This is a genomic window from Streptomyces sp. NPDC045955, from assembly GCF_056430805.1.
Genome location: NZ_JBWKKY010000002.1, coordinates 434,541 through 459,474, shown reverse-complemented (window position 1 = coordinate 459,474; position 24,934 = coordinate 434,541). Strand labels below are relative to the sequence as shown.

At 71.1% G+C, this 24,934-nt stretch carries 17 protein-coding genes, 1 tRNA gene and 1 pseudogene; 11 read left to right on the top strand and 8 right to left on the bottom strand.

Features of this window, described 5'->3' with window-relative positions; translation table 11 throughout:
• Nucleotides 1-47: 47 nt before the first annotated feature.
• Entirely contained in the window at nt 48-1,058 is a 1,011-nt protein-coding gene (locus AC07F0_RS05480) for an MraY family glycosyltransferase (RefSeq protein ID WP_478974559.1), read from the bottom strand.
• A gap of 242 nt (nt 1,059-1,300) precedes the next feature.
• On the opposite strand from AC07F0_RS05480, the gene AC07F0_RS05475 reads away from it, so the two are divergent.
• Nucleotides 1,301-3,613 carry a (Fe-S)-binding protein gene (locus AC07F0_RS05475; protein ID WP_478974556.1) on the top strand — a complete coding sequence of 771 codons (2,313 nt, stop codon included), beginning with the start codon at nt 1,301-1,303 and terminating at the stop codon, nt 3,611-3,613.
• 110 nt (nt 3,614-3,723) lie between these two features.
• On the opposite strand, the gene AC07F0_RS05470 is transcribed toward AC07F0_RS05475, so the two are convergent.
• From AC07F0_RS05470 to AC07F0_RS05460, 3 genes are all read right to left on the bottom strand, one after another.
• Nucleotides 3,724-4,113 carry a hypothetical protein gene (locus AC07F0_RS05470; RefSeq protein WP_478974553.1) on the bottom strand — a complete coding sequence of 130 codons (390 nt, stop codon included), beginning with the start codon at nt 4,111-4,113 and terminating at the stop codon, nt 3,724-3,726.
• 20 nt (nt 4,114-4,133) lie between these two features.
• Nucleotides 4,134-5,201 carry a lysostaphin resistance A-like protein gene (locus AC07F0_RS05465; protein WP_478974550.1) on the bottom strand — a complete coding sequence of 356 codons (1,068 nt, stop codon included), beginning with the start codon at nt 5,199-5,201 and terminating at the stop codon, nt 4,134-4,136.
• Between the two features lie 407 nt (nt 5,202-5,608).
• On the bottom strand, nt 5,609-6,349 hold the full coding sequence (locus tag AC07F0_RS05460; RefSeq protein ID WP_478974547.1) for a dienelactone hydrolase family protein: 741 nt from the start codon (nt 6,347-6,349) through the stop codon (nt 5,609-5,611).
• 302 nt (nt 6,350-6,651) lie between these two features.
• On the opposite strand from AC07F0_RS05460, the gene AC07F0_RS05455 reads away from it, so the two are divergent.
• The 7 genes from AC07F0_RS05455 (at nt 6,652) to AC07F0_RS05425 (ending at nt 15,103) form a co-directional block, all read left to right on the top strand.
• Entirely contained in the window at nt 6,652-7,236 is a 585-nt protein-coding gene (locus AC07F0_RS05455) for a dihydrofolate reductase family protein (RefSeq protein WP_478974544.1), read from the top strand.
• A 191-nt stretch (nt 7,237-7,427) separates the two neighbouring features.
• Nucleotides 7,428-8,075, top strand: a complete 648-nt coding sequence (locus AC07F0_RS05450) for an FG-GAP repeat protein (protein WP_478974541.1) — start codon at nt 7,428-7,430, stop codon at nt 8,073-8,075.
• 63 nt (nt 8,076-8,138) lie between these two features.
• Nucleotides 8,139-9,545, top strand: a complete 1,407-nt coding sequence (locus tag AC07F0_RS05445; RefSeq protein WP_478974538.1) for an FG-GAP-like repeat-containing protein — start codon at nt 8,139-8,141, stop codon at nt 9,543-9,545.
• Nucleotides 9,546-9,652: 107 nt separating this feature from the next.
• A complete protein-coding gene (locus AC07F0_RS05440) occupies nt 9,653-11,089 on the top strand; it encodes a hypothetical protein (RefSeq protein WP_478974535.1) in 1,437 nt (478 codons plus the stop codon).
• Between the two features lie 25 nt (nt 11,090-11,114).
• Nucleotides 11,115-12,563 (top strand): FG-GAP-like repeat-containing protein, encoded by a 1,449-nt coding sequence (locus AC07F0_RS05435; protein ID WP_478974532.1) that lies wholly within the window; start codon nt 11,115-11,117, stop codon nt 12,561-12,563.
• An 18-nt stretch (nt 12,564-12,581) separates the two neighbouring features.
• Nucleotides 12,582-13,934: an FG-GAP and VCBS repeat-containing protein gene (locus tag AC07F0_RS05430; protein ID WP_478974529.1), complete on the top strand. Its 1,353-nt coding sequence runs from the start codon at nt 12,582-12,584 to the stop codon at nt 13,932-13,934.
• A gap of 155 nt (nt 13,935-14,089) precedes the next feature.
• Nucleotides 14,090-15,103, top strand: coding sequence for a Yip1 family protein (locus AC07F0_RS05425; RefSeq protein WP_478974526.1), 1,014 nt, complete (start codon nt 14,090-14,092; stop codon nt 15,101-15,103).
• 90 nt (nt 15,104-15,193) lie between these two features.
• On the opposite strand, the gene AC07F0_RS05420 is transcribed toward AC07F0_RS05425, so the two are convergent.
• Together AC07F0_RS05420 and dcd are read right to left on the bottom strand one after the other, a co-directional pair.
• Nucleotides 15,194-15,691, bottom strand: coding sequence for a phosphoribosyltransferase (locus AC07F0_RS05420; RefSeq protein ID WP_478974983.1), 498 nt, complete (start codon nt 15,689-15,691; stop codon nt 15,194-15,196).
• 25 nt (nt 15,692-15,716) lie between these two features.
• Nucleotides 15,717-16,292, bottom strand: coding sequence for a dCTP deaminase (gene dcd, locus AC07F0_RS05415; RefSeq protein WP_010032156.1), 576 nt, complete (start codon nt 16,290-16,292; stop codon nt 15,717-15,719).
• Between the two features lie 516 nt (nt 16,293-16,808).
• Between dcd and AC07F0_RS05410 the strand changes: the two genes are divergently transcribed.
• Together AC07F0_RS05410 and AC07F0_RS05405 are read left to right on the top strand one after the other, a co-directional pair.
• A tRNA-Gly gene (locus AC07F0_RS05410) sits at nt 16,809-16,882 on the top strand.
• A gap of 194 nt (nt 16,883-17,076) precedes the next feature.
• A pseudogene (locus AC07F0_RS05405) lies at nt 17,077-17,451 on the top strand (helix-turn-helix domain-containing protein); the annotation flags it as partial.
• Here the strand turns inward: AC07F0_RS05405 and AC07F0_RS05400 are convergent.
• Together AC07F0_RS05400 and AC07F0_RS05395 are read right to left on the bottom strand one after the other, a co-directional pair.
• Nucleotides 17,419-17,685, bottom strand: a complete 267-nt coding sequence (locus AC07F0_RS05400) for a hypothetical protein (RefSeq protein ID WP_478974523.1) — start codon at nt 17,683-17,685, stop codon at nt 17,419-17,421. The pseudogene AC07F0_RS05405 and the gene AC07F0_RS05400 overlap by 33 nt on opposite strands.
• Nucleotides 17,686-17,725: 40 nt before the next feature.
• Nucleotides 17,726-20,794 carry an FG-GAP-like repeat-containing protein gene (locus tag AC07F0_RS05395; RefSeq protein ID WP_478974520.1) on the bottom strand — a complete coding sequence of 1,023 codons (3,069 nt, stop codon included), beginning with the start codon at nt 20,792-20,794 and terminating at the stop codon, nt 17,726-17,728.
• A 304-nt stretch (nt 20,795-21,098) separates the two neighbouring features.
• Here AC07F0_RS05395 and AC07F0_RS05390 point away from each other — a divergent pair, with 304 nt between their 5' ends.
• Nucleotides 21,099-24,200, top strand: coding sequence for an FG-GAP-like repeat-containing protein (locus tag AC07F0_RS05390; protein WP_478974517.1), 3,102 nt, complete (start codon nt 21,099-21,101; stop codon nt 24,198-24,200).
• The last annotated feature ends 734 nt before the right edge of the window (nt 24,201-24,934 follow it).

The window sequence follows — 24,934 nt, the reverse complement described above, 5'->3', positions numbered from 1 at the left end:
GACGGCTCCCCACCGGTCAACAGAGCTGAGTCGACCGGGCTCAACTCTTATCCGCTCCTTACACGCAACGAGGCCTTGACCTGCGGAGATACCGAGCGTCGATCGGCGTACACGGGAACACGGGAGAGTGCGAACACCACCAGGAGCGCCCCGCCCGCCACCCACCACAAGGCGTCGCTCCCGACCCGGCCGACGTGCGCGAGTACCCCGGCGAGGGCAGCGGAGAACGCCCCGAAGCCCAGCAGCAGGGTGCCCCCCGGCACGGTCAGTCCGAGCCGCCGCAGCCGGTGCGCGAGATGATCCGGCCCGCTCCGCAGCAGGGCGCGCCCGCCCAACCGCCGCGACAGCAGCACCAGTACGGCGTCGGCACACACCACGGCGGTCAGCGCGAACAGCACCCCGGCGCTCTCCCCGAGGCCGAACCCGGCGCGGACGTGCACGGCGGCCACGGCGATCAGGAACCCGGCGAACATGGACCCGCAACTGCCCAGCGCCACGCGCGCGGGGTGCCAGTTGTGCAGCAGGAACCCGGTCAGCGCGGCGGCCAGCACGCTCATCAGCGCCGCGATCCCGTCCCTGACGTCCACGGCGGCACAGGCCGCCACCCCGAAGGCGGCGACGACCCCGACCGCCCCCGCGAGCCCGTCGGCGTGATCGATCCCCCGGAAGGCGAAGGTCACCCCCACGACCCACAGGACGCCGAGCAGCCCGGCCCCCACCCCGGCCTCCGCGTACGGCATGACACACGCGGCCGCCACGGCCGTACCGGCGGCCAGCACCCGCCGCCGCAGCCGCCACACGTCGTCGACGAGCCCGAGCAGGGCGACGACACCGCCGGCGGCGAGCAGCCCGCCGATCCCGACCCCGGCCGAACCCCACTCCTTGACACCCACCACCGATCCGGTGACGACCACGACGGCCACGCCCCCGGACAACGGCACCTCCCGCTGCCGCCGCCGCTCGACCAGCCGCAGCCGCAGGGCGGGGATCCGGAGGGCGGCCGCGAGCAGGGCGGTGAGGAGGAGGGCGGTGGCGATGACAGCGATCCCGTAGAGCACGGATATAAGTTAGGCGTCACTATGACAATTCGGTACGAATAACACGACAGGATCGCGGCCGGATTCCGCACTGCTTCTGAGGCAACCCTCAGCGATTCAGATCACTGCCCACCCGGCTACAGTGCGGCGGAAGATAGGGGTAGTCTCAGACGGACTGCATAAGTTACCGCTTAGTAATCTCGGGGAACCCTCCAAGAACGACCCGTTCCCCCGACAAACCCTCGCAGGCCCGAGGAGCCCCCATGCAACTCGCCGCGATCATCGTGTCGCTGGTCCTGACCGTGGTCGGCGTCGCGCTGCTCGCACGCGCGATCGGCCAGTTCGTCCGGTACTTCAAGCTGGGCCAGCCCGTGCCCGCCGGCACCCGGACCGACAACCCCTACCAGCGCAGCGTGACGCTGGTGAAGGAGTTCCTCGGCCACACGCGCATGAACCGGTGGGGCATCGTCGGTGTCGCCCACTGGTTCGTCGCGATCGGCTTCCTGACGCTGCCGCCGACGATCATCACCGCGTACGGCCAGCTGTTCCAGGCTGACTGGACGCTGCCGGTGCTCGGCGGCTTCCTCCCCTATGAGCTCTACATCGAGTTCATCGCGGCCATGACGACGCTCGGCATCGCCACGCTGATGGTGATCCGCCTGCTGAACCTGCCGTCGCGGCCGGGCCGCAAGTCCCGCTTCGCCGGCTCGAAGATGGGCCAGGCGTACTTCGTCGAGTACGTCATCCTCACGATCGGCCTGGCCATCTACGTCCTGCGGGGCCTGGAGGGCGCGCTCCACCACGTGGACGGCTACGAGGCCGCGTACTTCGCCTCGTACCCGCTGGTCCTGGCCTTCAAGGGCCTGAGCGTGGCGGCGCTGCAGAACCTCGTCTACTTCTTCGCGATGATCAAGCTGGGCACGACCATGATCTGGATGATCACGGTCAGCCTGAACACCAACATGGGTGTCGCCTGGCACCGCTTCCTGGCGTTCCCGAACATCTGGTTCAAGCGCGAGGCGTCGGGCGGGACGGCCCTGGGCGCGCTCCAGCCCATGACGTCGGGCGGCGAGCCGATCGACTTCACCGACCCGGGCGAGGACGACGTCTTCGGCGTCTCCCAGGTCGAGCAGTTCTCCTGGAAGGGCCTGCTGGACTTCTCCACGTGCACCGAGTGCGGCCGCTGCCAGTCGCAGTGCCCCGCCTGGAACACGGGCAAGCCGCTCTCCCCGAAGCTGCTGATCATGTCGCTGCGCGACCACGCGCACGCCAAGGCGCCGTATCTGCTGGCCGGCGGCGGCAAGACGATGGAGGGCGAGGAGAAGGCGTCCGAGGAGCAGCTGGCCGGTGTGCCCGCCGCCGCTCTGGCGGAGGCCGAGCGCCCCCTGGTCGGCACGCTGGAGGACAACGGCGTCATCGACCCGGACGTCCTGTGGTCCTGCACCACCTGCGGTGCCTGCGTCGAGCAGTGCCCGGTGGACATCGAGCACGTCGACCACATCGTCGACATGCGCCGCTACCAGGTGATGATCGAGTCCGCGTTCCCGTCCGAGGCGGGCACGATGCTCAAGAACCTGGAGAAGAAGGGCAACCCCTGGGGCCTGGCGAAGAAGCAGCGCCTGGAGTGGCTCAAGGAGGTCGACTTCGAGGTCCCGGTCGTCGGCAAGGACATCGAGGACCTGTCCGAGGTCGAGTACCTCTACTGGGTCGGCTGCGCCGGCGCCCTGGAGGACCGCGCCAAGAAGACCACGAAGGCCTTCGCGGAGCTCCTGCACATCGCGGGCGTCAAGTTCGCCATCATGGGCGGCGACGAGAAGTGCACGGGCGACTCGGCCCGCCGCCTGGGCAACGAGCCCCTGTTCCAGGAGCTCGGCATGGAGAACGTCATGGCGCTGAACATGGCGTTCGGCGAGGAGATGGACGACGAGGGCAAGGTCGTCCCCGAGTCGGCGAAGCCCAAGTCGGCCAAGAAGATCGTCGCGACCTGCCCGCACTGCCTCAACACGCTCGGCAACGAGTACCCGCAGCTCGGCGGCGACTACGAGGTCATCCACCACACGCAGCTGCTCCAGCACCTGGTGGACGAGGGCAAGCTCATCCCGGTGACCCCGGTCGAGGGCATCATCACCTACCACGACCCCTGCTACCTGGGCCGCCACAACAAGATCTACACGCCTCCGCGCGAGATCATCGCCAGCGTCCCCGGCATCCGCAACGAGGAGATGCACCGCCACAAGGAGCGGGGCTTCTGCTGCGGCGCGGGTGGTGCGCGGATGTGGATGGAAGAGCGCATCGGCAAGCGCATCAACAACGAGCGCGTGGATGAGGCGCTGTCCCTCAACCCCGACATCGTCTCGACGGCCTGCCCGTTCTGCCTCGTGATGCTCACGGACTCCGTCAACGGCAAGAAGAACGACGGCAAGGCGAAGGAGTCCATCCAGGTCGTCGATGTCGCCCAGCTCCTGCTGGACTCGGTGAAGACGCCGGTCCCCGCGGAGGGCGAGGACGATGACGACGAGCCGCCGGCGGGCACGACGGACTCGGAGAACGCCCCGGAGCCGGAGCCGGTGAAGTAGCCGATTGCCGCGGGTTGTTCTCGACGCCCCCCGTCCGCGTTGCCGGGCGGGGGGCGTCGGCGTTCCGTCGCCGGATGCCGCCGGATGCCGCCGGTCAGCAGGGGGGGGTCTCAGTCGCGGTGGCTGGCGCCGGCCCCCGCCAGCACCGTCCCGAGAAGGACGTATGCCGCGAGGGCCAGGAACGGTATGTGCCCGCCCACCCTGTCGATGTCGTCGGTGAAATACCCGGATACCCCTGACCAGGACAACCCGCCGACGGCCACCAGCACGGCGTTGTGGGTCTCCCCCATCATTCGCATGCCGGCCCACAGCAGAAGGGGCATGAGAACCCAGGAAGCGGCTGTGGTGAGCAGGAACTCGAAGGCGCCGGTCCACATCTCGTCGTCGCTCTCGGCTGCGCTTTCGCGTGCCCCCGCGAAGCCGGCGGACATGAGGGTGTGGCAGGCCGCGGTGGCGGCGGTGACAGTGACGGCGCCTTTGGCATGTCGTACGTATCGCACGGCGGGGATCCTCGCCCTTCTCAGGCCGTGGGCCCGCACGAGTGCGGTCCGCGGCCGGGCAGGTCGTCCGCGCCGCCTGGTGAAGACGAGGCAACTCCAGGAGCGGACGTGATCCTGGGCGTCGCAGCGCCCTGCGGTGGCATGTGCGGTGCGGGCCATGAGGCGGGCACGGCCACCGGCCGTGAGAGGATCTGGGGCTGGTGACGTCGGGCGAGCCACAGCACGAGTGCGGCGTAGAGCAAGGTCGTTGCCATGTCCGCGAGGGCGAGTTGCCAGGGGGAGTCGGCGGCGGTCTCGTCGGACGACAGCCCGTCGACGACCGCGGCCGCGACGCCGAAGGCCAGCAGGTTGTTCAGGACGTGCAGGGCGATGCCGGCCTCCAGGCCGCCCGTACGGATGGTCAGCCACCCGGCGACCACGCCGAAGAACAGCAGGCTGAGGAAACCCCACCAGGTGCCCCAGCCGTGGGCGGCGGCGAACAGCACGGCTTGCGGGAGCACCGCGAACCACGGAGAACGGACGAAAGCGCCGACGGCCTGTGTCAGCCAGCCCCGGAAGACGTACTCCTCGGCCGCGGCCTGCACCGGGACGAGGACGGCCAGCACGGCAAGCGCGCCGAGGAACGATCGCCAGCCCACCCACGCGCCGAGCTCCCCCGAATCGGTTCCGTCGTCGGGCAGGAGGGCGGCGGTCAGCGCCAGCACGGCCACGGGGGGCACGGCGGCAAGCAGGCACCAGGCCAGCCAGCGCCACCGCAGCCGTCCGTCGACCGACGACAGGGTGCCGGGCGGTCGTCGCCCCGGCCACCACACGGTCAGCAGGATCAGGGGCAGGGCGACCGCGATGGCCGTCAGGGCCAGGGCCGTGTCGGCGAGCGGTCCGAAGTCGTGTCCCCCGTCGGGGAGTTCACGGAGCCCGGCCGCTGCCCCGATCACGTAGGACAGGGCGAACAGCACGATGTTGAGTACGGCGTAGACACCGAGGAACAGCAGGGTGCCGAGCAGGGGCCGCCACCAGCGGTGATGGCCGGTGGAGCGGCCCATGCGGTGGTAGGCAAGGCCGGTGGGGTGCGGTAACGGCGTTGTCATGATCCCTACTATGCAGTGGATCACCTTGTTCAGCACCGTAGTTGGGGCCGTGTCCGGATGTCCGGATGTGCATCGGGTGGACGGCTGATCAGCGGGCTTCAGCCGACGCCATCGCGGTCGTCCCGGCGGACTGTTCAAGGGGTCGTGGACGGCTCTTGCGGCGGTAGAGCCTTGGGCACTGCGGTTGCTGTGATTCCATGCTGTACTTCGGCCTCTCGACGGGCGGCGGCGAGGTTGTTGCCGGACAGGCACAGCGGGCCCCTGCCGGGAGTTCAGCAGGGACCCACGGTGCGGAGAACTGCGCAGGGCCGGTCAGACGGCCCGGCCTCACGTCAGAGGGCCCGGCCTCACGTCAGACGGCCCGGCCTCACGTCAGACGGCCCGGCCTCACGTCAGACGGCCCGGCCTCACTTCAGATGCCGGGTGAAGAACTGGGTCGCGGCGTCCCCCGCGAACTGTGGGACGCCGGTGTGCCCGCCCATGTTGGCGTACAGGGACTTCTCCTTGGAGCCGAAGGCGTCGAACAGGTCCAGGGCCACCTGCCGGTCGTTCCCTTCGTCGTCCCACTGCAGCAGGACATGCAGCGGAATGGTGACCTGCCGGGCCTCTTCGAACATGGCGCGAGGCACGAGACTCCCGGCGAAGAGAGCGGCGGCAACGATGCGCGGCTCGACCACCGCCAGCCGGATGCCGATGGAGATCACTCCCCCCGAGTACCCGACCGGGCCGCCGATCTCGGGCAGCGGCAGCAGGGCGTCCAGGGCGGCCTGCCATTCCGGGACGGCCTTGTCGACCAGCGGGAGGACGAGGGCGTCGACGATCTCGTCGCTGACCGGCTCGCCGGCCTCCATCGCCCGGCGCAGGTCGGCGCGGGCCTGCTCGACGGCGGGCCAGCGAGGCCGGTCGCCGCTTCCGGGGAGCTCGATGGTGGCCGTGGCGAAGCCCTCCGCCGCGGAATGCCGGGCCCGGGCCACCAGTCGGGGGTACATCTTGCGCACCCCGAGGGGAGGGTGGCCGAGCAGGATCAGCGGCACACGTTCGGATGCGGACGCGGACGCGGGTGTCCACAGGATGCCGGGGATCCCACCGAGGGTGAATTCGCGTTCGAGGACGCCGTCGTCGAGGCGTTGCTCGGAAGTGACATGCATGGTCGTGCCTTTCGGGAGCGCTGGAACGGCGCTCCCGGACGACCTGCCTATCGCCCGACCGTGACCCCGGAGGGGAGCACCCATGTCGATACTGCGTTCACGGGTACCACCTCCTCGCTCTCTCGCACGGCCTCCGGGAACGTAGCAGTGGTCGTCCTCGCCTGCCAACGGGTTTTCGCGGAGCCTCCGTGGCGCCGCCGCGGAGCCGCCACTCGGCAAGCGGCGTCCGATGAGTTTCCGATCTCCGGCCGGTCCACGGATACACAAGGGCCGCCCCGGCCCCCGGACGCAGGGCAGACACGATGACCACCGTCGTGATGCACAACGTCGTGTCCGTGGACGGCTTCATCGCCGACGCGGACGATCAGGTCGGGCCGCTCTTCGACTGGTACGGCAACGGTGACGTCCCGGTCAACCAGTACGCCAAGGTCTCCAAGGCCTCCGCCGACCACGTGCAGCCGGCCATGGCGAAGATCGGGACGCTGGTCGTCGGGCGGCATGTGTTCGACATGACCGACGGGTGGGGCGGTGTGCCGCCGACCGGTGAGCAGCTGCTGGTCGTGTCGCACGGGCCCCGGCCCGAGGGGTGGCACCCTGACGCGCCGTTCCACTTCGTCGATGGTGTGGCGGCGGCCATCGCCAAGGCCAAGGAGCTGACCGGGGAAGGCCGTGACGTCGGTGTGGCGGCGGGGGACGTCGGCGGTCAGGCGTTCGCGCTCGGGCTGGTCGACGAGGTGGCGATGGACGCCGTGCCGGTGGTGTTCGGCTCGGGCAAGCGGTACTTCGGGTCGGTCGACGCCCGGCACATGCTGGAGGACCCGGACATCGTCATCCAGGGCGACCGGGTGCTGCACCTGCGCTACCGGGTCCGCAAGCAGCGTGGATAAGCACGCGTCCCCCTTCTCAGCGGCCTCGGAAATTAACCGAACTCACGTACAACCCTTACGTCCCGACACAGGTCTCCTGATCGCCGACCACCCGTGAACGCCCGGACGACTCCCGGCGAACACGGACAGGACGGCCCTTCATCGACTGTGGATGTCCGCCAGGCATCCCCGCATGCAGCAGGAGACCTCGCATGCATCAGCACGAGCGCCCCTCCGGGCGCCCGCACGCGCACGCGTCCTCGCACGGGCACCCGTACCCGCGCTCCGCCTCCGGCGCGTACGTGAGCGGCAGGAAGGACGCCGGGCAGCTCGTCGTCCTGTACGGCACGAAGACCGGGGTGTCCTCCGCGAAGCGGTCCGTCATCAGCCGGAACACCGCCGGCAACCCGGGCACGGCCGAGAGCGGCGACGTGTTCGGCGCCGACAGCGCCTACGCCGACTTCGACGGCGACGGCTACCAGGACCTCGTGGTCGGCGTCGCGGGCGAGGACATCGGGTCGGTCGCCGACGCCGGCCAGCTCGTCGTGCTGTACGGCTCGGCCGCGGGCATCGACACCTCCACCGGCGCCCAGTCCTTCGCGCAGAGCACCGCGGGCGTCCCCGGCTCGGACGAGGAGGGCGACTTCCTCGGCACCGACGTGAAGCTCGACGACGTCACCGGCGACGGCCGCGCCGACCTGATGGCCGGCTCGTCCGAGAACGACGGCAACGGCGCGGTCCTCCACCTGCCGTCCAGCGGCACGAAGATCACCGCCACGGGCTCCCGCACCGTCTCCCCCAGCACCTCGGGCGTCTCGACGACGGGCTACCCGACCTTCGGGGCGAACTTCGCCGACTGAGCCACCCCGCATCCCCGGGGCCGGGCCTTCCAGGGCCGGCCCCTTCCCACCCGGAGTCCCCTCTTGCGCAAGCGCACCCTCCTCCTGGCCGCCACGCTCACCACCGGCCTGCTCACCGTCACCCCGGCCGCCGCCGCGCCCTCGGGCCTCGCCGGGGACTTCAACGGCGACGGGTACCGGGACGTCGCGGCCGGCGCCCCCTGCACCAACGTCGGCTCGGCCTCCTGCGCCGGCGCGGTCGTCGTGCTGTACGGCTCGGCGTCCGGTGTCTCGGCCGCCCGAAAGGCCGTCATCACCCAGAACTCCACCGGCGTGCCCGGCACCGCCGAGTCCGGCGACCTGTTCGGCTCCGCCCTGGCCACCGGCGACCTGGACCGGGACGGCTACTCCGACCTCGTCGTCGGCGCCAGCGGCGAGAGCATCGGCGACCGGGACGGCATCGGCTCCGGCACAATCCTGTGGGGCGGCAAGTCGGGCCTGACCAGCGGCAAGGGCCTGCCGCAGCCGTCGACGCTCTCCGAGTACGGCAACTTCTCCCGGGGCATCGCCACCGGCGACTTCGACGGCGACGGCGACACGGACGTCACGCTCACGGGCCAGAGCCACACCCGCATCTACAACGGCCCCTTCACCCGCACCGGCGGCCCGCTGAACCACCTTCGCGTCGGCGAGGTCGGCACCACGTTCGAGGTGTTCGCGGGCGACCTCACCGGCGACGGCGCGGCCGAACGCGTGTACCCGTTCAACGTGGACGGCGACACCGGCGGCCAGATCGACTACTTCCGCTGGACCGGTACGACGTACAAGATGGCCGATCTGCCGGACGCCGACGGCTATCCCGGTTCGATCGGCGACATCAACGGCGACGGCTACGGCGACCTCGTCCTCGGCGACTACACGGACCCGTACGCCCTCAAGCCCGGCGGCCACAAGGGCGGCCAGATCACCGCCTGGTACGGCGGCCCGAACGGCCCCGACCCGGCGCAGCAGCCGACGGTCGTCCACCAGGACACCGCGGGCGTGCCCGGCGCGGGTGAGGCCGACGACGGCTTCGGCACGGCGGTGAGCACCGGCGACATCAACGGCGACGGGTTCGCCGACGTCGTGGTCTCCGCCCCGGGCGAGGACGTCGGCTCGGCGAAGGACGCGGGCTCGGTGACCGTGCTGTTCGGCTCCGCCTCCGGCCTGAAGACCGGCAGCGGCGTGACGTCGTACACCCAGGACACCGCCGGTGTGCCCGGCTCCGCCGAGTCCTGGGACCGTTTCGGTTCCGCGGTCGGCCTGACCGACGTGACCGGGGACGGCAAGGCGGACCTGGTGATCGGCGTCGACGGGGAGAACTCCACGGGCGGCCTGTGGACCCTGCGCGGCTCCGCCTCCGGCCTGACCACGAGCGGGGCCCGGGGCATCACCACCACCGCCGTCTCCCTCAAGTCCGGCGCCAACCTCGGCTCGGTCGTGGCCCAGTGACGTCCCGTCAGCCAGTGGCCTCCCGTCACCCAGCCGGGCTCCGTCGCCCCGGAACGTCCCGTGAGCCAGTGACGTCCCGTCAAACCTCCAGTGAGGCACGTACCGCCATGCGCTCCCGTATCACCGCCGCCGTCCTCACGGCGGCCCTGACCCCGCTCGCCCTCACCCTGTCCGCCCCCGCCGCGCACGCCGCCACCCCAGCCGCCCCCTACGACTTCAACGGCGACGGCCGCGCCGACCTCGCGATCGGTGCGCCGGGCGCCACGGTCGCCGGGCAGGCGAAGGCGGGTGCCGTGTCCGTCGTCTACGGCAGCCCCAGCGGGCCGAAGAGCTCCACGCGCACGCTCCTGACCCAGAACACGGCCGGGATGCCCGGCGCCGCCGAGGCCGACGACGCCTTCGGCTCCGCGCTCGCCTCCGCCGACCTGAACACCGACGGCTACGCCGACCTGCTGATCGGCACGCCCGGCGAGGACACGGACGGCGACACCAACGACGGGACGGTGGTCATGGTCTGGGGTTCCGCGACCGGACTGTCCGGGGCCCGGACGCTCGTCAACGACTACCGCACCGACGTGGACCGCTACGGGCAGGCGCTGGCCGCCGGCGACCTCGACAGGGACGGCGACCTGGATGTCGCCGTGGGCTCCAACGGCCCGCTCGCCCTTGTCTTCGTCAACGGACCGTTCGCCAAGTCCGGTGGGTACCACGGCTCTTCCGCCTCGGGCTTCCCCGACTCGTACGCGACGTCGTACGGCGTCACATCCCTGGCCGCCGGTCCCGTCACGGCACCCTGGCAAACCAGCCTGGTCGTGCACGGACGCCGGGCGGGCACCGACGACGCGATCACCCACTGGGTGCCCGACCCCTCCATCGGCAACTACGCCGACTGGCTGAGGGATCTGCCGGCCGGACACGTCTCCGCCATCGGCGACATCGACAGGGACGGGTACGGGGACATCGCGGTCGGCAACGAGCGCGAGCCCTCCGCCGACCCGGCGGCCGCCCTGGGCGGCAAAGTCACGGTCGTCTACGGCACCGGCCCCGACGACCCCCGCCCCGACCGCGCCCCGCTCGTCCTCACCCAGGACACCGCCGGGGTGCCCGGCGCCGCCGAGCAGGGCGACCGCTTCGGCAGCGACGTCTCCCTCGGCGACATCAACGGCGACGGCTACGCCGACCTGGCGATCGGCGCCGCGGGCGAGAACTCCGCCGCCGGTGCCGTCACCGTGCTGTACGGCTCGGCGTCCGGCCTCACCACCAAGGGCGCCACCTCGTACACCCAGAACACCGCGGGCGTCCCCGGCGGCTCGGAGAAGGGCGACCGCTTCGGCGAGCGCGTCACGCTCACCGACCACACCGGCGACCGCCGCGCCGACCTGTCCGTCTCCGCGCCGGGCGAGAACGCCGGCGACGGCGCGGTCTGGTCCCTGCGCGCCACCGCCACCGGCCCGACGGCCACCGGCTCCGTCAGCTTCGGCCCGGGCACGACCGGCATCTCCACGGCCGGCACGCCGGGCTACGGCACCGCACTCAACTCCTGATCGAACGACACCCGGGAATCCACAGATGCGCAAGCGCACCCTCCTGCTGGCCACGGCCCTCACCACCGGCCTGCTCACGGCCCTGCCCGCGACGGCGGCCACCGCCGCTCCCGCCACCGGCCCGACCGCCGACTTCAACGGCGACGGCTACGGCGACGTCGCCTTGGCCGCCCCGTACGCCAAGGTCGACGGCAAGGGCATGGCCGGTTACGTCGCCGTCGTCTACGGCGGCGCCACCGGCCTCGACCCGGCCAAGCGGACCGTGGTCAGCCAGAACACCACCGGCGTGCCCGGTGCCGCCGAGGCCGAGGACACCTTCGGCGACGCGCTCGCCGTGGCGGACCTGGACGGCGACGGCTACACGGACCTCGCGGTCGGCGCCTCCGGAGAGGACGTCGGCACCGACGGCGACGGCGGCTCCGTCACCATCCTGTGGGGCTCGGCGAGCGGCCTGAAGAACGGCACCACGGTCAAGGACCCGGCGATCTCCGGGCACGACAACTGGGGCCGGCTGCTGACCGCGGGCGACTTCGACGGTGACGGCAAGAAGGACCTGGCCGTCGGCACCGGCTCGTCCCACGCCTACGTGATCCGCGGCGGCTTCACCAAGACCGGCACCACCGGCACCGCGAAGCGCGTCAACACCCCCGAGACGGCGTACAGCGTCGACGCCATGGACGCGGGCGACACCAACGCCGACGGCCGGTCGGACCTCGTCCTCACCTACCGCGTCCGCCTCGACTCGGACGAGTCGGGCAGCTGGTCCAAGGGCGTCGCCTACCTCGGCTCCCCCACCGGCCCGGACACCTCCGTCCCCCGCCCCCTGAACGGCGGCACCTCCCTGGCCCTGGGCGACATCGACGGCGACGGCTACGACGAGATCGCCCTCGGCAACGTCTTCTCGAAGGAGGACGACCACAGCGGCAGCCTCGGCGGCGAGGTCGTCGTCATCCGCGGCTCCGAGGGCGGCCCGGTCAACGGCGACGCCCCGATGGCCGAGCTGACCCAGGCCTCCACCGGCGTCCCCGGCGCCGACGAGGCGAACGACGGCTTCGGCGGCTCGGTCTCCATCGGTGACGCCAACGGCGACGGCTACGGCGACCTCGCCATCGGCGTCGTCTTCGAGGACGTCGGCAGCCTCGAGGACTCCGGTTCCACGGTCCTGATGAACGGCTCCGCCTCGGGTGTCTCGCGCACCGGCGCCCGCACCCTGACCCAGGCCACCGCCGGCGTGCCGGGCACCGCCGAGGCCATGGACTACTTCGGCTCGGACGTGCTGCTGGCCGACGTCACCAAGGACGGCCGCGCCGAGTTCACGATCACCGCCGGCTTCGAGGACGAGGGCATCGGCGCGATCACCACCCTGCGCGGCTCGGCCACCGGCCCCGTCACCGACGGCGCCCGCTCGTTCGGCCCGGGCAGCCTCGGCCAGACCCGCTCCTACGGCGCCTTCGGCGCCGGCCTCATCGGCTGACCAATCAGGGAGACTCCCGTGCGCAGATCCACCACGACCGCCCTGGTCGCCGCCCTGCTGGCGACCGGCGTCACCCCCGTGTTCCTCACCGGCCCCGCCTCCGCGGCGGTGGCCAAGCACTACGACGACTTCAACGGCGACGGCCGCCGCGACCTCGCCTACGGCGGCTACAACGACGTCGACCGCGAGGGCGGTACCGTGACCGTCGTGTACGGCACCGCCACCGGCCTCGACACCGCCCACCCGACGTTCCTCCACCAGGACAGCGCCGGCGTCCCCGGGGCCGGGGAGGAGGACGACCAGTTCGGCGCGTCCCTCGCGAGCGCCGACCTCGACAAGGACGGCTACGCGGACCTCGTCGTCGGCAACCCCAGCGAGCACGTCGGCAGCGCCGAGTACCGCGGCACGGTCACCATCCTCTGGGGCTCCAGGTCCGGCCTGTCCGGCGGCACCAACCTCACGCCCGCCGGCGGCGCGGCCGGCCACTTCGGCCGTGACCTGGCCACCGGCGACTTCACCGGCGACGGCTCGCCCGACCTGGCGGTGATCGGCGGCGAGGAGGCGTGGCTGTACCGGGGCCCGTTCACCAAGTCGGGCACGACCGGGAAGGTCAGCAAGATCGACAAGGGGTCCGGTGGCTGGTACTCCTCCGCTCTCGGAGCCGGGAAGGTCGACGGCGACGGCAGGACGGACCTGGTGGTGATCGGCACGGAGATCACCGGCAGCGACATCCGCGAGCGCGCCTGGTTCCTCAAGGGCACGTCCTCCGGCCTCGCCTCGGGCGCGTCCAGGACCCTCAGCGACCGGCAGGAGGGCCTCTACCCGAGCCCGGTCGTCGGCGACTTCGACAAGAACGGCTACGGCGACATCGCCCTCGGCGTGCCCGACAAGGACAACGGCAAGGGCGCGGTCACGATCTGGCGCGGCACGGCGTCCGGCCCGGACACGGCGACCACGTTCACCCAGGCCACCTCGGGCGTCTCCGGCAGCCCGGAGGCCGGCGACGACTTCGGCTACGCGATCTCGGCCGCGGACGCCAACGGCGACGGCTACGCGGACCTCGCGGTCGGTGTGCCGCACGAGGACGTCGAGGGTCTTCAGGACCAGGGCGGTGTCCACGTCTTCCGCGGCGGCTCCGGCGGTCTCAGCGGCGCCCGCTCCTCGTGGATCGCCCAGACGGTGCTGGGCCCGGCCGACTCCCACGCCGCCTTCGGCTACACCGTCCGCCTGCGCGACCTGACCGCCGACGGCCGCGCCGACCTGGCCGTGGGCGCGGCGAACGGCGCGCTGCTGATGCGCGGCACGAGCACCGTCCCGACGACGACCGGTGCGATCGCCCTGCCGGACCTCGGCGGCACGCTTCCCGACTGACCGGACCGGGTCGGGTCGGGTCGGGCCAGCCCGGACCGGGTCGGGCCAGCGCGGTCCGGCCCGGGGCGGCCCGGGGCGGCCCGGGGCCACCGGGAAGCCCGTACGGCCGAACCCCTACAACCCACGGACGCCCAAAGGCCCTTACCCCCTAGGGGATGTCACAGCTCGGCCGCAAAGCCGGGCCCGGAAGCCCGGGCCCGGCACGCCACCGCCCGGGACCAGGTACGTTCGAAGACGTGGCTGGATTCAGGATCGGACGCGGCCGGAACAACGGCGCTCCTCAGACGCGAACGCACAACCCTCCGAACGGGCAGCAGACGCCGCAGGGACCGTCGTACGGCTACCCGCCGGCGCCACAGCCGTACCCGCAGCAGCCGCCCTACGGCAACGGCGGCGGCCCCACCTGGCCGCAGCCGAACGCCGGGCGGCCGGGCGGCGGCTACGGCGACCAGGGCGAGCCGGAGTACTTCGGCGACGGCGCGTACCCGCCCGGTCCGCAGGGCCCGCACGACCCGTACGCGGCGAACAACCCGGGCCACACCCAGGCCTTCTCGGTCGGCGAGGACCCCTACAGCCAGGGCGACACCTACCGCGCCGGCTCGGCCGCCCCGCCGCCCGGCCCGGTCGGCCCGCGCCTGCACTGGAAGGCTCTGCTGAGGGGCATCGTCCTCGCCCCCAACCAGACGTTCCTCCAGATGCGGGACTACACGATGTGGGGCCCGGCCCTCATCGTCACGTTCCTCTACGGCCTGCTCGCCGTCTTCGGCTTCGACGGCGCCCGCAAGGATGCGATAAACGCCACACTCTCGAACGCCATCCCCATCGTCCTGACGACGGCCGTCGCGATGGTGATCAGCGCGTTCATCCTGGGCGTGGTCACCCACACCCTGGCCCGCCAGCTCGGCGGCGACGGTGCCTGGCAGCCCACGGTCGGCCTGTCCATGCTGATCATGTCCCTCACGGACGCCCCTCGCCTGGTCTTCGCCATGTTCTTCGGCGGCGACGCGACGTTCGTACAGCTGCTGGGCTGGGCCACCTGGGTCGCGGGCGGCGCGCTGCTGACCCTCATGGTCGGCCGCTCCCACGACCTGCCCTGGCCGAAGGCGCTGGGCGCGTCGGCGATCCAGCTGATCGCACTGCTGTCGATCGTGAAGCTGGGCACGGTCTGAGTTCTGCCGGACGGCATGAGAAAAGGGGCTCCCCGGAAGGGGAGCCCCTTTTCCTGATGCCGGTGTCAGGCGTCTTTCCCGATGCCGGTGTCAGGCGTCGAGCACCTGGTCCGCCCGCCGCACCACGGGCGGCTCCACGGACCACGGGAAGTTGATCCACTCGTCCGTCCGCTTCCACACGTACTCGCACTTCACGAGCGACTGGGACTTCTCGTAGACGACGGCGCTGCGCACCTCGGCGACGGTGTCGAGGCAGAAGTCGCGAACCAGCTTGAGGGTCTTGCCGGTGTCGGCGACGTCGTCGGTGATCAGCACCTTCTTCTCGGAGAAGTCGATCACGTTGGGGACGGGAGCGAGCATGACGGGCATGTCTAGGGTCGTCCCCACGCCCGTATAGAACTCGACATTCACGAGATGGATGTTCTTGCAGTCGAGGGCGTAGGCGAGCCCGCCGGCCACGAAGACACCGCCGCGGGCGATGCTGAGCACTATGTCGGGCTCGTACCCGTCGTCGGCGATGGTCTGGGCGAGCTCGCGCACGGCAATGCCGAACTGCTCGTAGGTCAGGTTCTCCCGCACACCACTCAGGCTTGTGTCGCTCATGTCGGGCCACTCACACCTGGGTCCGATGGAAGTTGAGGAAGGACCGGGAGGCGGTCGGCCCCCGCTGCCCCTGGTACCGCGATCCATACCGCTCGCTGCCGTACGGGAAGTCGGCGGGCGAGCTGAGCCGGAACATGCACAGCTGCCCGATCTTCATCCCCGGCCAGAGCTTGATGGGCAGGGTGGCGAGGTTGGACAGCTCAAGGGTGACGTGCCCGCTGAACCCGGGATCGATGAAGCCGGCCGTCGAATGCGTAACCAGCCCCAGCCGCCCCAGCGAGCTCTTCCCCTCCAGCCGGGAGGCGAGATCGTCGGGCAGCGAGATGACCTCGTAGGTACTGGCGAGCACGAACTCCCCGGGATGCAGGATGAACGGCTCGTCCCCCTCCGGCTCGACGAGCCGGGTCAGATCGGCCTGCTCGATCGAGGGGTCGATGTGCGGGTACCGGTGGTTCTCGAACACCCGGAAATAGCGGTCGAGCCGCACGTCGATGCTCGACGGCTGCACCATCGCGTCGTCATAGGGATCGATGCGCACCCGCCCGGCATCGATCTCGGCCCGGATGTCCTTGTCTGAGAGAAGCACGCCCCGAGGATACGCAAGGCGCGCGGAGCGACCACAACCGGACGTCTCCGCGCGCCTGCCTACGCGCTTCTGGCGGGCCGTGCCGCTACCGCTTCTCGTAGCTCACGGGCACCACGCTCCGCAGCCGCGCACATCGCGGACACCGAAGCAGCCGGCCGGGGCCGAGCCGGTCGGCCTGCTGCATCGGGAACGAAGCGGTGGTGAACACGTGCCCATCCGCACAACGGACGACGGTGCGCTCCATCAAGTCCAAGAGTCCCTTCCCCAAGAGCCGCGTCGGGCTGCTGCTTGCCTGACGACAAAAGCCACAGTACGGGATCAAAGGGACGGCCCTCGAGGCGGCACTCCGGTCCCGCCCGGACCCTCGCCAGCGCCCCCACCGTACGCCCCAACTCCGGCCAGCCGCAGCCGCATCCCGCCCCTGAAACGCCCTCAGGCTCCGCGGCATGAACACCAGGAGCCTGACATGAGGTAAAGTGGCGACCGTTCGGACACCGACTCCGGTCGGCGTCTTACGCGGGTGTAGTTTAATGGTAGAACATCAGCTTCCCAAGCTGAGAGCGCGAGTTCGATTCTCGTCACCCGCTCCAGTGAAACCCCCAGGTCAGAGGCCCGGGGGTTCTTTGTTGTCCAGACCGGTGGGCCGGTCGCGCAGCACCACAACCGTGTGCTGACCCGGGACGTTGGTGACAGGCGACACGCCTTGAGTGGTCCTTGAACGGGGCGAGGGCCTCTGGGTTCGGTGTGGATTGCGAAGTCTGCACCGATGCCCAGGAGGCCCTCGTTGTTACACCGTAATGCCCCGCTGACCGCGACCGGCAGGCTGCGTCTGGCCCGGTGTGTCGTCAACGACGGATGGCCGCTGCGGCGGGCCGCGGAACACTTCCAGGTCAGCCACACCACCGCCGCCCGCTGGGCAGGCCGCTACCGCAAGCACGGGCCCGCCGGGATGCAGGACCGCTCCAGCCGACCGCACCACCAGCCCCGTCGCATCCCGGACACCCTCGAGGAGCAGGTCGTGCGCCTGCGGCGCGAGCATCGCATTGGACCGGTACGGCTGGCCGCCCGCACCGGCATCGCCACCTCCACCGCCCACCGCATCCTCGTCCGGCACCACCTGCCAGCTCTAGCCGCCTGCGACCATGCCACCGGTCAGCCGGGCGCGCTTGGCCGCCACGGCCTCGGGGTCGGCCGGGCCGTGCACCCTGTCGAAGTCCGCGATCAGCTCGTCCAGGTTGTCCCGCTCGATCTGCCGCTGGGCCGCCTTCTCCAGGTACGCCGAGACACCCCGCTTGCCGACCCGCTCACGGATCGCCTGCAGAGTTCCGGCGGCCAAGGTGACCCGGGTCGGAGACCGGGGCCCTTTGCTGTCCGTCGTCTGCTCCTCGGACACCGAGCCCTGGGGCTCGGTGTCCGACGGGGTGAGCTGCGGCTCAGAAGACGCCCTTGTAGCCCTGCCAGCCGGTGGCGATCCTCGTGCGGGTGCCGAAGGAGCCCTTGCCGGTGCCGTTGTTGCGCCACAGGTCGCCGGCGGTGTCGCGGGCCACGAGGTCGGCCTTGCCGTCGCCGGTGATGTCGCCCACGCCCACGACGACGTTGTACGACGAGCCCCAGTCGTTGAACACCTTGACCCGGCTCTTGAACGTGCCCGTCCCCGTGCCGTCGTACCGCCACAGTTCGTTCGACGTGTCCTGTGCCAGCAGATCGCCGTGGCCGTCGCCGTTCAGGTCACCGGCGCCCAGGATCTTCTTGTAGCCCGTCCACTTGGACGCGATCTTCACCCGCGCCGAGAGCTTCCCCGTGCTCGTCGCCTTGTGGAGGTAGACGTCCCCGGTCGAGGCCTGACGGGTGATCAGGTCCGCCCGGCCGTCGCCGCTGAGGTCTCCCGGCGAGGTCAGCACGTCGTACTGGTCCCAGCCCGTGCCCAGCGAGGTGTACGCGGTCGACGGGGTCACCGCCGCCCCGCAGGCGGGCCGGTAGGCGCGCAGCGTGCCGCTGCTGTAGCGGACGAGCACGTCGTTGCACCGGTCGCCGTTCAGGTCGCCGTACGGCACGAACTTCGCGCTCGTCGGCCATCCGGAGCCCGTCTTCTTGCTGGTGAGGGTCCCGGTGCCGGTCCCGTACTGGTACGTCAGTGCGCCCGAGCTGTTGAGGGTGAGCAGCTCGCCGAAGCCGTCCGAGGTGGCGAAGTCCCGCCGGACCGGGGTCGCGCCGGTGACCTTCACCGTGCCGGTCTTCGTCAGGGCCGTGCCCTGTCCGTCGGCCGGGGCGGCGGTCAGCGCCCAGGTGTACGCGCCGTTGGCGACCAGCTTGCCCGCGCCGTCCTTGCCGTTCCACGACGCCGCGATCACCCCGCGTGCCGTACCGCCGGTCAGGGTGCGCACGGTCGTACCGGTGGCCCTGTTCCTGATCACGAGCTGCCAGGAGGCAGCCGGCTTCGACAGCCACCACTTGGGGCTCCAGCTCGCGGCACCGCCCTTCACATCGGCCGAGCCGGCGACGGCCGAGTCGAGCTGGGTGAGCGCCGAGACGGGGACGCCGCTGGACACCACGTGGGTGTCGCCCTTGGCGTCCACGTACGCGATCAGGCCGGTGTAGGGGTCGACGTCCCAGGGCTGCCCGGACTGGAAGGTCCCCACCGAGTGCGACACGGGCGTGCCGCTGCGGACGTCGGTGACCTCGAACTGACCGTCCACGCCGGTGACGACGAATCCGTCACCGAGCTTCGCGGTCTCCCAGTCTCCCTCGGTGAGGGTCAGCTTGGTCTTCGCGACGGTGTCGTAGACGCCCTGGCTCTCCGCCGACCCCACGCACGACCACAGCAACCAGCGCCCGGCCGCCTGCAGGTCTTCCAGCAGACACCCTCGTCCGAACCACACCGATTCGCCGCGCCTGCCCGTGCGGACGTCGACCGGCGCCGCGCTGTCGTTGCCGTCCCGCACCCACAGGGTGGTGCCCCACATCGCCGTGCCGTTCTCCGGCGAGGTCAGCACCGTGCCGCCCGTGTCGAGGTCGATCACCCGCGTCTGCGACCCGGCTTCGTCGGTGTACTCGGTGGCCATCGCGACGTGCCGGCCCCTGGCGTCCCACACGCGGACGTAGTCGTGCCCGGCGTCGACGGGCGTGCCGGGCAGCGAGCCCGTCGGTCCCACGAACCGGGGCACGCGGTCCCCGCCCGAGGACCACTGGTTCCAGACCACCGTGCGGCCGTCCCCGGTGCCCACCAGGTAGGGGTTGTCGTCGGTGACGCCCTGGGCTGTGCGTGAGCCGGCCGTGAGGGTGTCGCCGGTCGCGTCGACCGTCCGGCCGTACATGTACGTACGCCCCCGGTCCCAGTCGTGTTCCGTCACGGTCAGCCGGCCGCCCGCCAGGGTGAGTTCCTGCACGGGGTCGGCCACGGGCTTCAGTTCGGCGGCGGCGACCTTCTTGACCACGGGGGTGCCGTCGGCGCCCGCGCGGACCAGGTTCACTCCCCAGTCGGCGGTGTCGGGGCCGCTGCCGGGCACCAGAAGGCCGCCGTCGGGGGTGGGGACGGCAAGGGAGAGGCTGCGCGACCGGGCCAGTACGGTCCCCGTCGTCGAGCCGTCGGTGGCGAGCGCGTCGACGCGCCAGACGGGCAGCGCGCCGTCCATGGCGCCCAGCGAGGAGTCGTAGCGGGAGACCAGAAGCGTGTCGCCGACCATGCCCAGCAGGTGTGTCGGCCCGTCGTTCGCCAGGGGCACGGTACGGACGGCGGTGTTCAGGTCGTCGCGGGAGTAGACGGAGACGGCGGTACCGTCCCACGACAGCAGATGGGTGGCGGTGAGGATCACGTTCCCGCTGCCGTTGCCGCTCGGGTCGTGGGACAGCTCGACCAGCCGGCCCTCGTCGGCGTCGAGCCAGCCGCGCCGGAACGTCCCGTCGGCCTTGTACAGGACCACCATGCCGTGGGCGTCGGCCACGGGCGAGTCGCCGCTGGTCACCGACGTGATGCCCGTCGGGACGCCCGCCACCGTGCGATCGCGCACCGTACCGTCGTCCTGGAGGTCGAACAGGTGCCACGTCAGGTCGTCGCCCGTCCCCGACCAGGCGGTTGTCACGACGGTCCGCCCGAGCGTCCCCTGGTAGGTGTGCCGGTCCGGGAGCGGGATCGTCGTGGCCGTCCCCCCGGCCGCCATGTCCCGCAGCGTCACGGTCTGTGCGTCGTCGTCGTAGCGGGCGACGACGTCCGAACCGGCGCCGAACTCCGGCATCCCCCAGACCTCGGCGGCCGAGGAGTCCACCACCGTGTCCTCACCGGCGTAGGTCGTCCATATGTGGCCGCGCCCGGGTTCATAGCGCAGGAACCCCGACGGTCCCGCGCTGAACAGGGCGGTCTGGGGCCGCAACGACGTTTCCGCCGGGATGACCACCTCGGCGGCCCCGTCCGCGTGCGCGTCGAGGGTCAGCGGTCCGAAGCCCATGGCCAAGGTGAGCGAGGTGGCGGCGGCGACACCGCCGCGTCTGAGGACACGTCTGCCCACTCGGTTCCTCCACAGGAGATGGGATTTGAAGGGAGATGGAAGCAGGAAAGCTAAGGAAAGCGGTCAGACTCGTCTGACGGATGGCGCGGCAGGGCGGACGACAAGACGTTGATGTCCGAACTACCGTCCGAGTGGCCGGATACTAGCAGCGGCCCAGCTCGGTCATGACAGGTGGTGACCTGCCCGAACGACCGCGGCCGACACGAGCACACAGGCGAACGGCACCTCTTTTCCGCCATAACCCCCTGGTAAGATCCGGCCACTTGTGCGAGGGCACGGGCCCTCGCAGGGGAGGGAATATCACGTGGGCAGACACGCCCTGAGACGGGTCGGGCTGTCCGCCGCCGTCTCCTCGCTCGCGGTCGCCGTCGCGGCCGCGTCCGTCGTCGTCCTGCCGGAGGGCGGCGGCTCCGCGGAAGCGGCCGAAGCCGGGACCACCGCGATCACGCTGGTCGATCCCAGCTCCACCACACCACGCACCGACCGCCCGTACGTAGCGGGCGACACCGGCTTCCTGCACCGGCAGACCGGCAGGACCGGACTGCTGTGGACCGACTACGCGACCGGCAGGACCGTGACCGTGGAGAACGCCGACGGCGTCTACACCCCGGGCACCGGCTGTACGTACATCGGCTCGGAGTGCCGTAACGCCTGGTACGGCTCGGACAGCGACCTGGTCGCCCTGCCGACCACGGCCGACGACGCGTACGCCACCCTCTGGAACCCGGCGACGGCCACGTCCAAGAAGGTGAGCTGGAACGGGTCGGTCCAGTACGGCCAGGGCTACTACCGGGCCCTCGTCGGGGACACCATCGTGACCACCAACTCCCTGATCGACAAGGTCGACGGCGAGTGGCGCACCCGCAAGGTCACCGGTGAGGCGACCAGCGTGGGGAGCGAAGACGTCCTCGCCGCAGACCCCTCGGGTGTGCTCGTGAAGAACAGCACCTACGGCTCGCTCCACTACATCGACATCGAGTCGGCCGTGAACACCAAGGTCTTCGCGGGCGCCACCACCAACTCGACGTTCCTGATGAGCACGGACCGCGTCGGCTGGTACTACAACGGCACCGCCGAACTGCACCTGAAGTCCCGCACCGACCTCACCGCCGCCGAGCAGGTCGTCACACTGCCGTCGCACCCGGGCGCGCTCGACGGCGACCCGGTCCTGGTCGGCGACTGGCTGCTGCTGCCGCTGTCCTCCGGCGACCTCGGCTCGAAGCTCGTCGCGGTCAACGTCACCGACCCCTCGGTGCAGCAGACCCTGCTGACGAGCGCCGGGGAGTACACGCTGGCGGCCGGTGACGGCAGCGCGCTCGTCTCCGGCGGCACCGGCGCCACCGACTGGTGGGTGCAGCGGGTGAGCCAGGCCGAGGACGGCACGCTGAAGCTGGAGAAGGTCCAGCAGACCCCGGCGCTGGAGAACGCCAAGACGGGCATCGCGCTCAGCCGCGGCAGCCTGCGCGTCGCCGAGTCCGGCACCACCACGACGGGCGTGCGCGCCCTCACCACGAACGGCTCCACTGAGCTGACCGCCTCCGACGCCACCGACAGCGGCTCGGTGTACTCCCCCGTCTGCCCGTACGAGGGCACCACCTGCTCGGTGATGTGGGGGAACCTCGACGGCCAGGACGCCTACCTCACCAAGTCCAACGACGGCACCGAGCAGTACTGGGACCGGATCGTCGCCATCGGCGGCCACGAGCTGGAGTTCGGCACCCAGGGCGGCACGATCGTCGACGCCGGTGACGACTACGTCGTCTACAACTCCGGCGGCACCACCCCGGCGCAGTACGTCGGCGAGTTCGGCCAGGGCCAGAAGCTGAAGCGGTCCGTGCGCGCCGCAGCCCTGAACGGCTCCACCCTCTGGAGCGCCACCACCACCGCCGGCACGCTCACCTCGTACAGCATCCCGCTGGCGAAGACGCTCAGCACGGTCACCGTCCCCGGCCTGGCCTGTGTGCCGAGCGAGCTCCAGGCGGCGGGCCGCTGGGTGTACTGGGCCTGCGGGACGACTTCAGCGGGCGTGTATGACACCAAGGCCGGTACGTCCACGGCGGTCACCCCCGGTGATGTGCTCCTCGGCGACGGCTTCACCGTCCGCCACGACCATGGCGCGGGCACGCTGGTGCTCACCGACGCGACCACCGGCACCACCCGGGTGATCGCCTCCGGCCTGCCCGACAAGGGCCTGACCGTGGACCGCCGTTACCGCTGGACGGTCGACGAGTACACCGGCCTGGTCGCCTGGTTCGACGACTACGAGCGCACCCACGTCACCACCACCGGCATCACCCCGTCCGCCGTGACCGCCTTCGAGACGTCGGTCGGCGACTACGTGTCCACGGGCGTGTCCTTCGAGGGCACCTGGGTGCTGTCCCGCCCGGTCACCTCCTGGTCGCTCACCTTCACGTCGGTCCAGAGCGGCGCCAATGGCAAGGCGACCCGCACGCTCACCGGCGGCGCGACCCCGGACCGGGTGAGCGCCACCTGGAACGGCAAGACGGCGAGCGGGAGTTACTTCCCCAACGGCCACTTCACCTGGACCCTGAAGGCGACCGGTCTCGGCACCACGACGGCGAACACGGTGACCAGCGGCAAGGCGTTCCTGCAACGCGGCGCCGCCGTGCGCCACGACTTCGTCAGCCCCGACGGCCCCGACGGCCGCGGCGACCTGCTCACCCTCAACTCCTCGGGCGGACTGACCTTCCACAGCGGCACGGGGACGGGCAAGTTCGGCAGCAAGTACACGGGCACCGGCTGGCCGACGACCATCACGGCGATCCCCTTCGGCGACCTCAGCGGCGACCGCTGCAACGACGTCCTCGTGCGCTACAGCAGCGGCGCGCTGCGGTTGTACAAGCCGGGCTGCGGGGCGGCGGTCAAGCCGTCGACGTCGTACACGACCCTCGCGACCAGCGGCTGGACGCAGTACAGCGCCCTGACGTCGCCCGGCGACGTGAGCGGTGACGGCCGCCCGGACCTGATCGCGCGGAACTCGTCCACCGGAGCGGTCTACCTCTACAAGGGAACGAGCGACGGCAAGCTCGCCTCCCGCGTCAAGCTCTACGACAACTGGAAGGGCTACAAGAAGATCGTCGGCACCGGTGACATCACCGGCGACGGCAAGGCGGACCTCCTGGCCCAGGACACGTCCAACAACCTCTACCGCTACGACGGCAGGGGCGACGGCACGTTCGCGGCCCGCGTCAAGGTGCTGTCCAACTGGGGCGGCTCGTACAACGCGGTCGTCGGGGTCGGCGACATCACGGACGACGGCAGGCCGGACCTGGTCTCCCGTGACACCAGCGGCAACCTGTGGCGCAACAGCGGGGACGGAAAGGGCTCGTTCGGTTCGCGGACGCAGATCGCGAGCGGCTGGAGCGGCTACAAGTTCCTTTCGTAGGCGGTGAGTCCGCTCCTCCAAAGGCGCCTGGAGACTTGATGTCGCCGGGCGCCTTTCCCTCATGGGCAGATGGATGCGCGTCCGTGTTCGTCGTCGCCCGCCTGATCGGGCGGTCCCGCCCGAAACGTCGGGGCGGTGTGCGGAACTCGGCGCCAGAGCCTCCGGTCACCGGGTCGAGGCGAGTTCGAGAACAGGGCCGGGGAAGGCCAGCCGGCGGCTGGTCACCCTCACCGGCGGCGTCGGCAAGACCCGGCTCGCCGTCGGCGTCGCCGAGCAGCTGAAGGGCGGTTTCCCGGACGGGGAATGGCTGGTCGAACTCGCCGGATCCGCTGGTGACCTGGCCGACGTCGTCGCGGCCGCCATGGAGTTGCGGGACGACGGGATCTGGGGCGTACGCCCCGAAGGGGAGCGGCCGCTCGACACGGCGGACCGGCTCGCCGAGGTGCCGCGTGACAAGTCGATGCTGCTCGTCCTCGACAACTGCGAGCATGTGATCGACGAGGCCGCGGCACTGGCGGAGCTGCTGCTGCGGTCGGCTCCCGGGCTGGTGCTGCTGACGACCAGTCAGGAGGGGAGGGCTACGAAACGGCCCTCACCACCGGCGACCCCCGGGCGGTCGCCCTCGCTCTGGAGGGTCTCGCCGCCGCTCATGTCCTCGCGGACGGCCCCGGGAGCGCGGCGCTCCTGCTCGGCGCCGCGTCCGCCGCCCGTGCCGCCACGGGCGCGCCGCTGCC